This is a genomic window from Gemmatimonadota bacterium (assembly GCA_016712265.1).
Classification (GTDB): Bacteria; Gemmatimonadota; Gemmatimonadetes; order Gemmatimonadales; family Gemmatimonadaceae; genus RBC101.
Genome location: JADJRJ010000028.1, coordinates 1,364,972 through 1,379,460 on the forward strand (window position 1 = coordinate 1,364,972; position 14,489 = coordinate 1,379,460).

The 14,489-nt window shown below is 69.4% G+C and carries 12 protein-coding genes; 8 read left to right on the plus strand and 4 right to left on the minus strand.

Going from position 1 to position 14,489, the window contains the following annotated elements; translation table 11 throughout:
* Nucleotides 1–58: 58 nt before the first annotated feature.
* From IPK85_12665 to IPK85_12690, 6 genes are all read left to right on the plus strand, one after another.
* Nucleotides 59–1,900 (plus strand): EAL domain-containing protein, encoded by a 1,842-nt coding sequence (locus IPK85_12665; protein MBK8248240.1) that lies wholly within the window; start codon nucleotides 59–61, stop codon nucleotides 1,898–1,900.
* Nucleotides 1,901–2,122: 222 nt separating this feature from the next.
* Complete coding sequence (locus IPK85_12670) at nucleotides 2,123–3,700, plus strand: amidase (protein ID MBK8248241.1); 1,578 nt, start codon at nucleotides 2,123–2,125, stop codon at nucleotides 3,698–3,700.
* Between the two features lie 37 nt (nucleotides 3,701–3,737).
* Nucleotides 3,738–4,160 carry a hypothetical protein gene (locus IPK85_12675; GenBank protein MBK8248242.1) on the plus strand — a complete coding sequence of 141 codons (423 nt, stop codon included), beginning with the start codon at nucleotides 3,738–3,740 and terminating at the stop codon, nucleotides 4,158–4,160.
* A gap of 1 nt (nucleotide 4,161) precedes the next feature.
* A complete protein-coding gene (locus tag IPK85_12680) occupies nucleotides 4,162–5,142 on the plus strand; it encodes an NAD-dependent epimerase/dehydratase family protein (protein MBK8248243.1) in 981 nt (326 codons plus the stop codon).
* 132 nt (nucleotides 5,143–5,274) lie between these two features.
* A complete protein-coding gene (locus tag IPK85_12685) occupies nucleotides 5,275–5,604 on the plus strand; it encodes a diacylglycerol kinase (GenBank protein ID MBK8248244.1) in 330 nt (109 codons plus the stop codon).
* A gap of 30 nt (nucleotides 5,605–5,634) precedes the next feature.
* On the plus strand, nucleotides 5,635–7,158 hold the full coding sequence (locus IPK85_12690) for an alkaline phosphatase D family protein (GenBank protein ID MBK8248245.1): 1,524 nt from the start codon (nucleotides 5,635–5,637) through the stop codon (nucleotides 7,156–7,158).
* 6 nt (nucleotides 7,159–7,164) lie between these two features.
* Here IPK85_12690 and IPK85_12695 read toward each other — a convergent pair whose 3' ends face one another.
* Both IPK85_12695 and IPK85_12700 read right to left on the minus strand, forming a co-directional pair.
* The gene (locus IPK85_12695) at nucleotides 7,165–8,412 is read right to left on the minus strand and encodes a C4-dicarboxylate ABC transporter (GenBank protein ID MBK8248246.1); all 1,248 of its coding nucleotides are present in this window, start codon (nucleotides 8,410–8,412) and stop codon (nucleotides 7,165–7,167) included.
* Nucleotides 8,409–9,857 (minus strand): AMP-binding protein, encoded by a 1,449-nt coding sequence (locus tag IPK85_12700; GenBank protein MBK8248247.1) that lies wholly within the window; start codon nucleotides 9,855–9,857, stop codon nucleotides 8,409–8,411. Before IPK85_12700 ends, IPK85_12695 begins: the two co-directional genes overlap by 4 nt.
* 99 nt (nucleotides 9,858–9,956) lie before the next feature.
* Between IPK85_12700 and IPK85_12705 the strand changes: the two genes are divergently transcribed.
* A complete protein-coding gene (locus IPK85_12705) occupies nucleotides 9,957–11,255 on the plus strand; it encodes a tripartite tricarboxylate transporter TctB family protein (GenBank protein ID MBK8248248.1) in 1,299 nt (432 codons plus the stop codon).
* Nucleotides 11,252–12,742 carry a tripartite tricarboxylate transporter permease gene (locus IPK85_12710; protein ID MBK8248249.1) on the plus strand — a complete coding sequence of 497 codons (1,491 nt, stop codon included), beginning with the start codon at nucleotides 11,252–11,254 and terminating at the stop codon, nucleotides 12,740–12,742. The genes IPK85_12705 and IPK85_12710 overlap by 4 nt, the downstream gene beginning before the upstream one ends.
* Here IPK85_12710 and IPK85_12715 read toward each other — a convergent pair.
* Both IPK85_12715 and IPK85_12720 read right to left on the minus strand, forming a co-directional pair.
* Nucleotides 12,739–13,518 (minus strand): ABC transporter permease, encoded by a 780-nt coding sequence (locus IPK85_12715; protein MBK8248250.1) that lies wholly within the window; start codon nucleotides 13,516–13,518, stop codon nucleotides 12,739–12,741. The genes IPK85_12710 and IPK85_12715 overlap by 4 nt on opposite strands.
* Entirely contained in the window at nucleotides 13,515–14,465 is a 951-nt protein-coding gene (locus IPK85_12720; protein ID MBK8248251.1) for an ABC transporter permease, read from the minus strand. Before IPK85_12720 ends, IPK85_12715 begins: the two co-directional genes overlap by 4 nt.
* Between the last annotated feature and the right edge of the window lie 24 nt (nucleotides 14,466–14,489).

The window sequence follows — 14,489 nt, forward strand, 5'->3', positions numbered from 1 at the left end:
GCGATGGTTTCGCCCGCGTGGTGGGGAGGGGGGGAGGCCGCGCGGATCCGGACCCGACATGCTGACACCGACGTCTAGCGACCCCCCGCTCTCGGGATCCGAGGGCCCTGCCGTCCGTGGGGCGGCAGAGCTGCTGCCGGCGACCCTCGATCACCTCGCGCGCCTGGGGCTGGCCGTGTCGGGGGGCGACGCGTTTGTTGTGGTGCTCCTCGGGTCTGACCGTCGCAGCTTTACGGCCGGCGAATCGCCGCCCGCCTGGATGGCCCACGACCCCGGGATCCTCCTGCGGACGGGGATTCTCGCCCGGGCGGTGGACGCGGTGGACGTCGCACTGGCCTTGCAGGTGGACGACGCCATCGACCACGAGGCCCTCATTGAGCTGCGGGTGGGTGGCCTGCTGGTGGCCCCGATCATCCGCGGGGATGGCCTGGTGGAAGGACTGGTTGCCGCGTGCGTCTCAGCGCCACGGCCCTGGGGGGAGGCTGCGCGGGCCGCGCTCGTCGACGTCGCGCGCGTGGCGCAGAGCGCGCTGGGGTGGCAGGCGCTGGCGATGGACCGGGCGCCGCGGGGACGGCGCCCCGATGCGCACCTGGACGTGTTGACGGGCCTACCGGCCCGCAGCGCGTTCCTCAAGCGACTCCACGAGGCGGCATCGCGCGCGCAGCGCGATGCGGACTCGCCCTTCGCGCTGTTGCTGCTCGATCTGGACGACTTTCGGGCGGTGAATGAGAGCCTTGGACATGCTGCGGGTGATGCGGCGTTGGTGGAGGTCGCGCGGCGGCTGGAGCACTGCGTGCGCGGGGGCGACCTGGTGGCGCGGCTGGGTGGTGACGAGTTCGCACTCCTCCTCGAGCGGGTGAGCGACGCCCGCGAGCCTGCACTGGTGGCGGCGCGTGTGCAGGAGGCCCTCCGCACGCCGATGTCGTTAGGTTCCACCGAGTGGGTGGCGTCCGCGAGTCTCGGCCTCGCCCTGTCCGGGCCGGGCAACGGGCCGCCCGAGGCGATCCTCCGGTCGGCCGACATGGCGATGTTCCGCGCCAAGTACCAGGGGCGCGGGCGTATCGAGCTCGATGATCGCGCCAGGCACGTACGGGCACTCACGCAACTCGAGATCGAGGCGGCGCTCCGACAGGCACTGGAGCGCGACGAGTTCGTGTTGCACTACCAACCGTTGGTCCGGTTCCGGGATGGCGCGGTCACCGGCGTGGAGGCGCTCGTCCGCTGGAACCACCCAACCCGCGGTCTGCTGATGCCTGACGAGTTCGTCCCGGTGGCAGAGAGCAGTGGACTGATCGTGCAACTGGGGCGATGGGTACTCCGCCATGCCATGGCCGAGTTGGCCGCGTGGGAACGACGCGCCGACCTCCCCCGTGGCCTGACGTTGGCAGTCAACCTCTCGGCGCGGGAGTTTGCCCAGGTAGACCTGGTCCGCGCCGTCTCCGACGCGCTCGCCGAGTCGGGCGTGGCACCTGGTCGCCTGCACCTGGAAATCACCGAGAGCACCCTGTTCACGCGGCAGGACGTCGCGATGGACACTGTCGCCGCCCTCAAGGCGCTGGGCACGCAGATCCACGTCGATGACTTCGGCACGGGCTACTCCTCCTTGAGCTACCTGCATCGACTGCCACTGGACGCGATCAAGGTCGACCGGTCCTTCGTCCGCGCGATTCAGGTCGAGTCGCGTGCTCGTCACCTGGTGGCCAGCCTGGTGTCCCTGGCGGCGGGGATCGGGATCGACGTGGTGGCCGAGGGCGTGGCGACCGCTGGACAGGCGCGCTTGCTGGCCGACATGGGGTGTACGTGGGGGCAGGGATTCCACTTTGGTCGGCCGGCACCGGAGTTCGAGGCAGTGCGGGGAATGTCCGGGGTGTTGCCGATCACAGGTCGACGCCGCGCGTAGGCCAACGGCGCGCCGGGGCCAACGGCGTTTCAAACGACGCTCGCGCGGGAGGGGGCGCCGGGCAAGGCGGGGACATGCGCGGTGTTCTTCTCTGGCCCCCGTGGCCACTCGGCACTACCGTTCCGGCCGTGCCGACCCTTGGTGACCTTGGAACCGCTCATTCGCCGCTCATTCCTCAAGCAGGGCTTTGCCGCCGGCGCCACGGTGGCCGCGGCGCCGCTCCTGAGTTCGTGCAGCCCTTCCGCGGAGCGAGCGGATGGCGCACCGGCAGCTGTGCCTCCGTTTGCGCTCGAGGAGGCCACCGTCGCCGACCTGCAGGCCAGGATGGTATCGGGTGAGCTGTCCGCTGCGCGCATCACCGAGCTCTACCTGGAGCGCATTGCCGCGGTGGATCGGGCGGGGCCGACCATCAACAGCGTGCTCGTGACCAATCCGGACGCGAGGGCCCTTGCGGCCCGCGCGGACAGCGAACGCGCCGCAGGGAAGGTGCGCGGCCCGTTGCATGGCATCCCGGTGCTGCTCAAGGACAACATCGACACAGCGGATCAGATGCGGACGACGGCCGGCTCGCTGGCGCTGGCCGAGTCCACGGCCGCTCGTGATGCCGGCCTCGTGGCGCGACTGCGCGAGGCAGGAGCGGTCATTCTGGGCAAGGTCAACCTCTCGGAGTGGGCCAACATTCGGTCGAACCGCAGTACGAGTGGCTGGAGTGCGGTGGGCGGGCTGACGAAGAATCCCTATGCCCTCGATCGCAACGCGTGTGGTTCATCGGCCGGGACGGGGGCCGCCATCGCCGCGAACCTGGCCTGCGTGGGGATCGGGACCGAGACTGATGGCTCGATTGTCTGCCCCGCCAACGCGAACGGCCTCGTGGGCATCAAGCCCACGGTGGGCCTGGTCAGTCGCGCCGGCATCGTCCCCATCTCGCACACGCAGGACACGGCGGGTCCCATGTGCCGCACCGTGCGCGATGCGGCCGCCCTGCTGTCGGTCGTGGCGGGAGCAGACCCGCGTGACGGTGCGACGTCGGCGAGTGCGGGCCATGTGTTGGCCGACTACACGACCGCTTGCGACGCCGCGGCGCTCAAGGGCGCTCGGATCGGCGTCGTGCGGCAACTCTTCAATGCGGGGCCGCAGGTTAACGCTGTGATGGTCGAGGCGCTCGACGCCCTGCAGGCGGCGGGGGCAGTCCTGGTGGATCCGGTCGACATTCCGTCGTTGAACCAGCTTGGGGATGCCGAGTTCACCGTGCTGCTCCACGAATTGAAGGCTGATATGGCGGCGTACCTCGCCACGTGCGGCCCGAACGTGCCCCACCGCAGCCTCGCGGACCTGATCCGGTTCAACGAGGCCAACCGTGCGGTCGAGATGGCGTGGTTTGGCCAGGAGGTCTTCGAAATGGCGGAGCAAACTCAAGGGCTTGACGCGCTGGCGTATCGGGTGGCGTTGGGAAAGTGCCAGCGATTGACGCGCACGGACGGGCTGGACCGCGTGTTGGCCGACTACAAGGTCGATGCGCTCCTCGCGCCGACGGGCGGGCCGGCGTGGGTGACGGACCTTGTGAACGGCGACCATTTTGGTGGTGGCAGCTCGCAGTTGAGCGCGGTCTCGGGGTACCCGGCCATCACGGTCCCCGCGGGCCAGATCTCCGGGCTGCCGGTCGGGTTCACCCTCATGGGGCCCGCCTGGAGCGAGGCGCGGTTGATTGGCTATGCCTTTGCGTTCGAGCAGGTGCGGGCGGCACGACGGCCGCCGGCGTTTCTTCCCACGGTTGTTCCGTCGCCCGTCCGCGCGTCCTGACCGGTGTCGCGCGTGCCTTCCCTGACTTCTCACTGACATGGCTGATCGATTCTCCTGGGGCTCGTTGGCGCTCCGCATCGTGGCAGCGCTCGTGCTGGTGTTCGCCACCTACAACGCCGAGGGGTGGTCCTACTACCACTGGGCCTTGGCGCCGCTCGCGGGTGGTGCAGGGTTCAACGCGCTCAAGTTCCTCGCCGGCATCCTGTTGGTGGCGGCGTGGGTGGTGTTCCTGCAGGCCACGCGTCGGTCGATCGGCATCATGGGAGCCATCCTCGTGACCGCCGTGTGCGGCGGCGTGATCTGGCTCCTGATTGACTACAACGTGGTGAGCGCGACCAGTACCCGCGGGATAACGCGGGTGATCCTGATTGCCATCGCGTTGGTGCTGGGGGTGGGGCTGTCGTGGTCGCACCTGAGTCGCCGCATTACGGGCCAGGGAGATACGGACGTGGTCGGCTAGCGTGGTCCGGCCCGGCGCTTCGATCGCCGTTCTTGGGGCCAGCGGATATGTCGGCCAGCTGCTGACCCAGGCGTTAGGCGCCCTCCCGGACGGGCCACGCGTGCTGGCCCTGGACGTGAGGCGGCCCCAGGCGGGCCTTCCGCCGCGTGTGACGTTTGAGGAAATGGACGTCAGATCGGCGCGTTGCGGCGAGTTGCTGGCCGAGCACGAGGTGGAAGTGGTGGTGCACCTCGCGGCGGTGGTGAACCCGCCGTCTGGCATGTCGCGCAATGAACAGTATGCCATCGACGTGGACGGGACCCACAACGTGCTCGAGGCGTGCATCGAGCATGGCGTCCGTCAGGTGGTGGTGCTGTCGAGCGCCGCCGCGTACGGCTTTCACGCCGGCCTGCCACCGCTGCTGGACGAGGGAGCACCGCTCCGCGGCAATGAGGAGTTTCCCTACGCGCGGCACAAGCGGCTGGTGGAGGAGCTGCTGGCGAAGTATCGCGAGCGGCACCCGGAGCTGCGGCAGGTGGTCTTTCGACCCGCAACCATCCTCGGCGACGGTACGCGGAACAGCGTCACGGCGATCTTCGAGCGTCGGGTGCTCTTTCGCCTGGTGGATGGTGAGGACCGGTTCGGGTTCATCTGGGACGGCGATGTGGTCGCCTGCATCGTGCAAGCGATTTGCGACGATCGCGCGGGCACCTGGAACCTCGCAGCGGACGGCTTCCTGGACCTTGGTGAGATCGGGGCCCTGACCGGGGCGACGGTCATTCAGGTGTCGTCGTCGACCCTGGCCAGCATGTTGCGGGTGGGACAGTGGCTCGGGTTCACGGAGCATGGTCCGGAGCAGGTCCCGTACCTGCGACATCGACCGGTGTTGTCGAACCGGCGGCTCCGGGAAGAGTTCGGCTTTGTCCCGACACGCACGTCGCGCGAGGTGTTCGAGGGATGGTGGCAGGCGCGTCGCCGCGTTAGGTTGGCGCGAGGCGCCTGACGAGTGACAGGGCCGGTTCGATCGTGACGCAGTCGTGACGCGGGCCGCGCGTGGCCAGGCCCGGGGAGCTACGCAGTGAGCGAGGCAGGTGTGCATCGGTGGCCCCGCCTGTTTCGGGCGTTCGGGCACTCCATGGATGGCTTTCGCAATGCGATCGCACATGAGGCCGCGGTCCGTGAGGAACTCGCGACCCTCGTCGTGCTCGGGCCGGTGGCGTGGTGGCTCCCGGTGAGTCGCGTGGAAAGCCTCGTGTTGTTCTGCTCGATGCTGCTGGTCGTGGTGGTAGAGCTGCTGAATACAGCCGTCGAGCGCACGGTGGACCGCATCTCGAGCGAACGACATCCCCTCGCGGGCAACGCCAAGGACATCGGTAGCGCGGCGGTGCTTGCCTCCGTCGTGATGTCGGTCGTGTGTTGGCTCACGATTGCCGGTCCCGTGGTCATGCACTGGTGGCGCACGTGACCGTCATCACCCCCCACGGGCGGCGGTGCCATGCCTGATCGGCGCCACTTTCTCCAGCAGCTCTCCGCGCTCGGTCTCGGTGCCGTCGCGGGAGCGCGCGTGTTGCCCGGGCTGCGGGCCAACGGTGACCCATTCACGTTAGGCGTGGCGAGCGGCGATCCCTGGCCGGACGGGTTCGTCCTGTGGACCCGGCTTGCGCCGGATCCGCTCAACGGGGGCGGGATGGGCGCCGAAGACGTGGTGGTGCGGTGGGAGGTCGCGACGGACGACGGGATGCGACACATCGTACGGCGAGGCACCGCGGTGGCCGCAGCGGACTTTGCCCACGCGGTCCACGTCACGCTGCGCGGCCTCGCGCCCGATCGGTGGTACTGGTATCGGTTCCACGCCGGCGCGGCGACCAGCCCCGTGGGCCGGACGCGGACGATGCCCGCGCGCGGTGCGTCCCCGGCACGACTCCGGCTCGTGGTGGCTTCGTGCCAACACTATGAGGCGGGATTCTATGCCGCGCATGCCCACCTGGCACGTGAAGACGCCGACCTGTGCGCCTTCCTCGGGGACTACATCTACGAGAGCCACGCGACCCGGCGCGTTCGTGCCCACGAGGCGGGCGAGCCAACGACCCTCACGGAGTACCGGAACCGGTACGCCCGCTATAAGTCCGACCCCCAACTGCAGGAAGCGCATGCAGCGATGCCGTGGGTCGTGACATGGGACGACCACGAGGTCGACAACAACGTCGCCGGGCTCGTGTCGGAACGCGGGGACCCGGTGGAGGCCTTCCAGCTCCGGCGCGCAGCGGCGTATCGCGCGTACTACGAACACATGCCCCTGCGACGGAGTAGCGTTCCGCATGGGCCGGACATGCTCCTGTACCGCTCCCTGGAGTTTGGGCAGCTGGCGCGCCTGCATGTCCTTGACGGGCGCCAGTATCGCTCGGACCAGAGCTGTGGCGACCGGCAAAAGGCGCCGTGCGCCGAGTGGGACCAGGAGGGCCGCACCATGCTTGGCGCCGCCCAGGAACGGTGGCTCGCCCGCGGCCTGGTGCAGCCGGGGGCCATGTGGCAGCTCCTGGCCCAACAGGTCATGATGATGCCGCTCGACCTGGATCCGGGACCTGGCGAAGTGTTCAACATGGATAGCTGGAGTGGGTATCCCGCCGCGCGACGCCGCCTGACGAACCTCCTCGCCGAACGGCGAGTGGCGAACGCCGTGGTCCTGACGGGGGATGTCCACGCCAACTATGCCGGCGAGGTGCCGCTCGATTGGCGCCAACCCGATGCCGCGCGGGTCGCCGTGGAGTACGTCGGTACCTCCATCAGCTCCGAAGGAGATGGGATGGACGCCTATCCGCAGGTCGAGCGGGTCCGGTCGTCCACCCCCTGGCTCAAGTTCCACAATGCGCGTCGCGGGTACATCCGCTGCGACATCACCCCCGATGCCTGGCGCAGCGACTACCGGATCGTGCCCTCGATCCAGACGGCATATGCCCCCATCGCGACGGTGGCCTCCTTTGTCACGCCGTCCGGACGTTCGGTCATCGAGCCGGCCTGACGGCGGTTACCAACGCGCCACCAGCGGGGCGAGCAGTGCGGCGAGCACCGCGCCCACGACCACCATCGAGAACCCCCAGGCCATCAGCTGCCGAAAGAGCACCCGCGCCTCGCCGACATCGTCCACCGCGGCGACACACAGGGCGCCTAACGTGGACAACGGGGTCACATCCACCAGGGCTGACCCGATGTTGATGGACAGCGCGACCGCCAGCGGGTCACCACCGCCGACCTGTGCCACCAGCCCGGGCACCGTGGGCAGGAAGGTGGGCATCACCACGCCCGAGGTGCTGCTCCAGGTGGAGATGAGCCCCGTGACCAGGGCGATTACCCCATTGAGCGACCCGGGGCTGGCCAGCCGCGCCAGGAGAGACGTGAACAACTCCATCCCTCCCGTCTTCTCGAGGAGCGCGATCAACACCGAGACGCCGCACACCATCATGATCACGCCGAGGGGGATGCGTCGGACGGCGGCCCCTTCGTCGGCGGCGCGCAGGAGGAGCAGAAGCGTTGCGGCGGCAAAGGCGGACAGACCGAGGGCGAGCTTGAAGCCGACCACACCGATGATCCAGGCGGCGATGACCAGCATCGTGGTGCGCTGAGATACGGTGAACGCCTGCTCGGCATCATCCCGTGCCGCCGCGGCCGGCGCCGCCGCATGGGAGCGACCGAACAACACCAACGCGGCCACCGCCACCACGGCACTCGCCAGCAGGTTGGCGAGCCACACCTTGCCTTCCAGGCCCGTGAGGCCGGCCTTGGCCATTCCTGCGTTGGCGATGGCGCCGATCGATGAGACGGGAGACAGGTTGCCGGCGTTGGCGCCGTTGGCGACCATGAGGGACATCAGGAACGGCGAGACTCCCACGCGTCGCGCGATCACCATCCCGAGGGGAATCAGCAACGCGACCGTGGAGATGGACCCGGGCCCGACGGATGACAGTCCCGTCGCCAGCAGGAAGACCAGCGGAGGGACCCAACGGCGACTCCCTCGCACCAGGCTGACACTCCGATGCGCCAGTTGGCCCAGCGTGCCGTTGGCCTCCGCGATGCCAAAGAGCAAGGTCACGCCGATCAACGTGAGAAACAACGAGACCGGGAACCCCGCCATGATGGCGTCCGGCTTCATCGCGGCCGGCCCGACGCCGATGAGCCACGCGGCCGTGATGGCCACCCACCCCACGTTGATCCGCGAGGTCATGGAGAGCACCAGTGCCCCGCAGAGCGCCGCGAGGGCGAGGACGGCGGGACTCATGACCACGGGGGCAGCAGGTGTTTCTGGACCTTGCCTAACGCCGTGCGGGGGAGCGACGCGACCGGGACGATGGCCCGTGGCACCTTGAAGGAGGCGAGTTGGGCGCGGCACGTCGCCAACAGGGACTCGGGATCGGCATGGCCGACGACATACGCCACCGGCAGCTCGCCCCGCGCCGCATCGGCCACCCCGACGACGGCTACCTCAGTCACCCCGGGTTGGTCCAGGAGCACGTCCTCGATCTCGCGCGGGTAGATGTTGAAGCCGCCGGAGATGATCAGGTCGGACATGCGGCCATGGAGCGTGTAGTAGCCGTCCGCGGCGCGGGAACCCAGGTCCCCGGTACGGAACCATCCATCGGTCCAGGCGCGGGCCGTGGCGGCGGCATTGTCCCAGTAACCGGCGCACACGTTGGGTCCTCGCACCCACACCTCGCCCACCTCGCCGTCGGGAACGTCGCGGCCGTCCGGGGTGACGACGCGAACCGACACCCCGGGGAAGGGGACACCGACGGAGCCGGCGCGCCGTTCGCCCCAAGCCGGATTCCCGATGTTCATGAGCGTCTCGCTCATCCCGTATCGCTCGAGAATCGTGTGCCCGAAGTGCTCCTGGAACGCGGCCATCACCGGAGCGGGTAGCGGGGCCGAACCACAAACAAACAGGCGCATGCCGGCGCCGATCGCGCGGGCCTCCCCGGGGGGCAGTTGCAGGAGCCGGTGGTACATCGTCGGGACGCCGAAGAACAGGGTGGGTCGGTGGTCCCGGAACCACGACGCGACCTGATCGGCCTGGAAGCGCTCGGCGAGTATCATCCGGCAGCCGCTGGCGAGCCACGACACCACGCCATTGGCGAGGCCATGTACGTGAAAGAGGGGGAGGGTCGCCAGGTAGCGGTCCGCGGCCGTGATGCCCCACGCCGCGAGGAGGGACGTCGCGTTGGCCAGGAAGTTGTTGTGGGTGAGGATGGCCCCCTTGCTCCTGCCAGTTGTTCCCGATGTGTAGACCAGGGCCGCCGGGGTGTCGCCCTCGAGCGGGGCGCGCCCCTCGAAGGGGCGGTCGCCACGGAGGGCGGAGACCGGCCAGATCGGGATGCCCGTTTCGGGAACCACGGCGCCGTCCTCCACTACCAGCGCGGCGGGGCGTGCGTCGCCGAGGATGTGGCCGAGCTCGCGTTCCCGGTAGAGGATGTTGATCGGGACGACGATGACCCCGAGGCGGGTGCAGGCCAGGAAGAGGGTGAGGTACTCGTAGCGATTCGGGAGGTACAGGGCGAGCCGGTCACCCCGCGTGACGCCGCGCGCGAGCAGGACGCCGGCCATGCGGGCGGCATCGTCCTCCAGCTCGCCGAAGGTAATAGCGTGCCTGCTCTCCGTGCCGATAAGGTCGAGGGCCGGGGCCCCGGGGCGCCCGAGCAGGTGCGCGTCAAAGAGGTGGTGAAGGTGCATGCGGCGGGCAATTGAACCCGGGGATCGGGGTGGCGCCAGTCGATCCACGGATGCCCACGAGGTTTGCGATGCCCTTGCAGCGAGTCCATATTCGCGCCGATGCGCCGCCCTATGCTTGCCGCCCTGCTCGCGTGCGCACCCCGCCTGGCAATCACCCAAGCGGGTCCGCCCCTCACGATCGTGGCGCCCGCCGCTCCCGGTGGGGGATGGGACCAGCTCGGCCGCACCATGCAACGCGCCCTTGAGCGCGAGGGCATCCGTCGTTCCGTGCAGGTGGAGAATGTGCCCGGGGCCGCCGGCACGATTGGCCTCGCGCGTTTTGTCTCGAGTCGTGCGGGCGATCCCGATGCGTTGCTGGTGACCGGGTTGGTGATGGTCGGTGGCATTGCGCAGAACGCCTCACCCGTGCGGCTGGAAGCGGCGACCCCAATCGCCCGGCTCGTCGGCGAGTACGAGGCGGTGGCGGTCCCGGCAACATCGACGATACGATCGTTAGGCGACCTGCTGCGGCTGCTTGACGGCGACGTCGGGGCGGTGTCGTGGGGGGGAGGGTCAGCGGGTGGGACGGACCAGATGCTCGTGGACCTGGTGTCCCAGGCCCGCGGGCTGGATCCGCGGCGCACGAGCTACGTGGCCTTTGCGGGTGGTGGGGAAGCCCGGGCGGCCTTGTTAGGAGGGCAGGTCACCGTGGGGGTGTCCGGCGTGGGAGAGTTTGCCGAGCTGGCAGCGAGTGGCCTGGTGCGCATCCTCGCGGTGTCCGCACCGGCGCGGCTGCCGGGGATCGACGCGCCCACCTTGCGCGAGTCCGGGGTGGACGTCGTCCTGGCGAACTGGCGCGGGGTGATGGCGCCGCCCGGGCTCCTCGCCCAGGAGCGTCGGCGCCTGGAGGCCGACATCCTCCGCATGGCTGCCTCACCGACCTGGCGGGAGGAGCTGGCTCGCTTGGGCTGGCAGGACTTGACGATGGGGAGCGATGCCTTTGGCCGGTACCTGGTATCGGAGGTGAACCGCGTGGAACGCCTCGCGCTCGCGCGACGTGGCGGCGGGCCACCGGTTGCGACAGGCGCCCCTCGGTTGGCGGTCGTGCTAACTGCAGTGCTGGTCCTCTCGTTGGTGATGGGGCGACGCGCGGCCGGCAGCGCGTCGGTGGCCCGCCGCCGCTGGCGACCCGTGGCGCTGATCCTCGGCGCGATGTTGGTCAACATCGCCGTGAGTGAACGCGCAGGTTTTGTAGCGGGTGCGGCGATCCTGTTCGCGGCCACGGCGATCGCCTTCGGGGACCGGCGCCTGGTTCGGGTCGTGCCGGTGGCGGTTGGGTTCGCCCTCGTCACCTTCCTGCTCTTTCGTGGTGTCCTTGGGGTGGCGCTCCCGGTCGGTTCGTGGTGGGGAGGGGCATGATGAGCCTCGCCGATGGCCTGGTGATCGCGCTGCAGCCGATCCACCTCCTGTGGGCACTGGCCGGAGCCGCGTTAGGCACGGCGGTGGGCGTCCTGCCAGGGGTCGGCCCGGCGATGACGGTGGCGTTACTCCTGCCGGCGACCTTTGGCCTCGAGCCGACCAGCGGGATGATCCTCCTGGCCGGGATCTACTACGGCGCGATGTACGGGGGATCCACGACCTCCATCCTCTTCAACATTCCCGGCGAAAGCGCGACGATTGTCACGGCCATTGAGGGACACGCCATGACACGCCATGGCCGCGCCGGGACCGCTCTCGCGACGGCGGCCATTGGCTCCTTTGTGGCCGGGACGATTGGCACTTTGTTGATCGCCACGATCGGGCCGGCGCTGGCGCAGGTGGCCCTGCGGATGGGTCCAGCCGAACAGTTTGCGCTGATCGTCCTTGCCTTTGCGATGGTCACGACGGTGCTCGGGGACCGGCCGTGGCTTGGCCTGGCCTCCCTCTGCCTCGGCCTCCTGATCGGTGCGGTGGGGATTGACGTGCAGACCGGGGAGGCCCGTCTCACCCTTGGTGTGCCCCAACTATTGGACGGGATCGACATCATCGTGGTGGCGGTCGCGTTCTTTGCGGTGTCGGAGTCGCTGCACCTCGCGTGGACTGGCGACGTAGCGCCGGTGGCGCTGGGCCCCAGTGGCCACATCGGCCTGACCCGAGCCGAGTGGCGTCGGTCCTGGCCGGCGTGGCTGCGTGGGACGGCGCTGGGCTTCCCGTTAGGCGCGATTCCGGCGGGTGGGGCAGAGCTGCCAACCTTGCTCTCGTTCGCGCTGGAGAAGCGGTTGGCGCGGCAGCCAGCCGAATGGACGCCCGTTGGCCCGGGGGCGATCGAGGGGGTCGCCGGCCCCGAGGCGGCGAACAATGCGTCGGCGGCCGGGACGCTCGTCCCGATGTTGGCGCTGGGGATTCCCACCACCGCGACCGCCGCGGTCCTTCTCGTGGCGTTGCAGCAATACGGGCTGCAGCCAGGTCCGTTGCTGTTCCGCAACGCGGGGGAACTGGTGTGGGCTTTGCTGGCGTCGCTCCTGGTGGGCAATGCCATGTTGCTGGTCCTCAACCTTCCCCTGGCCCACTGGTGGGCGCGTCTCGCGGCGATCCGTCCGGCGTACCTGCACGCGGGGATCCTGGTGTTGGCCACGGTTGGGACCTGGACGCTCCACCGGTCCACGGTGGACCTGATGGTGTTGGCGACGTTAGGCGTGGTCGGCTTCGCCTGGCGCGTCCTGGGGTGCCCGGCGGTCCCCGTTGTGATCGGCGCGATGCTCGGCCCGCTCGCCGAGCAACATCTGCAGCGCTCGCTGGTCGTCGCCAACGGTGACTGGCGCGCGGTGGTGGCGCGCCCCGGCGCGGCGGGCCTTCTCGGCCTGGCCGTCGTTGTCGCGGTGGGGGCGCTGGTCGTTCGGCGGCGGCCGCGCCGTCCGGGGGCCTAACGCTGGAGGCGTTCGCCGGCCCGGTTGACCAGGAGCACCGTCAGAAAGATGGCGGCACCGGGAAACAGGGCCACCCAGGGTTCGGTGGTCATGACGGCCTGGGCCTGGTAGAGCATGTTGCCCCAGCTGGCGGTGGGAGGTTGGACACCAACCCCAAAGAACGACAGCGCACTCTCCATCAGGATCGAGCGTCCAACGGCGAGGGTGGCCGATACCGCCAACACGCCGGTCACGTTGGGGACGAGGTGTCGCCGGATGACCTGCATCGGGGCGACGCCCAGCGCGCGTGCGGCCTCCACGAACCCTCGCGGCACGAGTGACAGCACCTCGGCGCGCACGACCCGCGCGGTTTCCATCCAGCCCACCAGGCCCACGAGGAGCACGAGGAGCGGGACGGACGGCTGCAGGATGGCGGCGATGGTCATCAGGAGCGGGAGTCGCGGGATGGACAACATCGCATCGGTCACGCGCATGAGGAACGCATCCACGGCACGGCTGGCCGATCCCGCGACCAGGCCAATGACCGCCCCGAGCGCGACCGAGGTCGCGGCGGCGAGCAGGCCGATAGCGATGGAGATGCGCGCCCCATGGAGCGCGCGGGTCAAGACGTCGCGGCCGAGGTCATCCGTGCCAAACCAATGCGCGGCCGATGGTGCCGCGCGACGGAGCGCGAGGTCCACGGCATCTGGGGCGTAGGGAGCGAGCCATGGTGCGAGGGCTGCCACCAGGAGCAGCGCCGCGATCGTGGTCGCGCCATCCGGGAGCCGCCGCATCACGCGCGCACCCTCGGGTCGAGCCACCGGGACGCGAGGTCAGCGAGCAGGTTCATGGCGACGACCACGACGGACGAGAGCATCAGGAAGGCCATGAGGACCGTATAGTCGCGACGGGCCAGGGCTTCGGTGAACAGTCCGCCGAGGCCGGGCCAGGCGAACACACTTTCGGTCATCACGGCGCCGGACACCATGATCGCCGCGTCGAGCATCACCACCGTGAAGAAGGGGAGCAGCGCGTTGCGCAGGGCGTGCCGGTAGTGCACCAGTCGCGCCGGGACGCCGCGGCCGCGGGCGGCAAGGACGAAGCGCTGGTGCAGGACCTGGCCCATCGCGCTGCGCAGGTAGCGCGTCCAGGCAGCGGCGTGGAGGACCGCGAGGGTTGCCGCCGGCAGCGCAAGGTGCGCCAAGCGGTCCCCGATTCCACCGCCGAGGAGCGACGATCTTCCACTGGACGGGGCCCATCCGAGCCACACGGCAAAAACCAGCTGAAGCAGCAGTCCGAGCCAAAATGCGGGAAGCGATATCCCGGCGACTGTCAGGGCTCCGGTCACGCGATCCAACAGGGCGCGCCGACGAACGGCGGTGATCACCCCGACGGGAACCGCCGCGATGAGTGCCACCACGAGCGATGCACTCACCAACTCAAGGGTCGCAGGGATGCGTTCGGCAATGCGCGTCGCCACCGGTCGTCCGTCCGTAAACGAATATCCCCAGTCACCCACGAGGAACCCGCGCAACCATGCCAGGTATTGCACGGGGAGTGGCTGGTCGAGCCCCAACGAGGCCTTGAGGCGCTCGATATCGGCTGGGCGGACGTTCGGGTTCTCCAGATAAATCGACATCGGCCCCCCGGGCGCCGCGTGCAGGAGGGCGAAGACGAGCACGGAGAGGAGGAGCAGGAGCGGGATCGCCTGTGCAACCCGGCGCACGACAACGATCGCGCTCATGGACAGGTCCGGGCGGTCACGCCG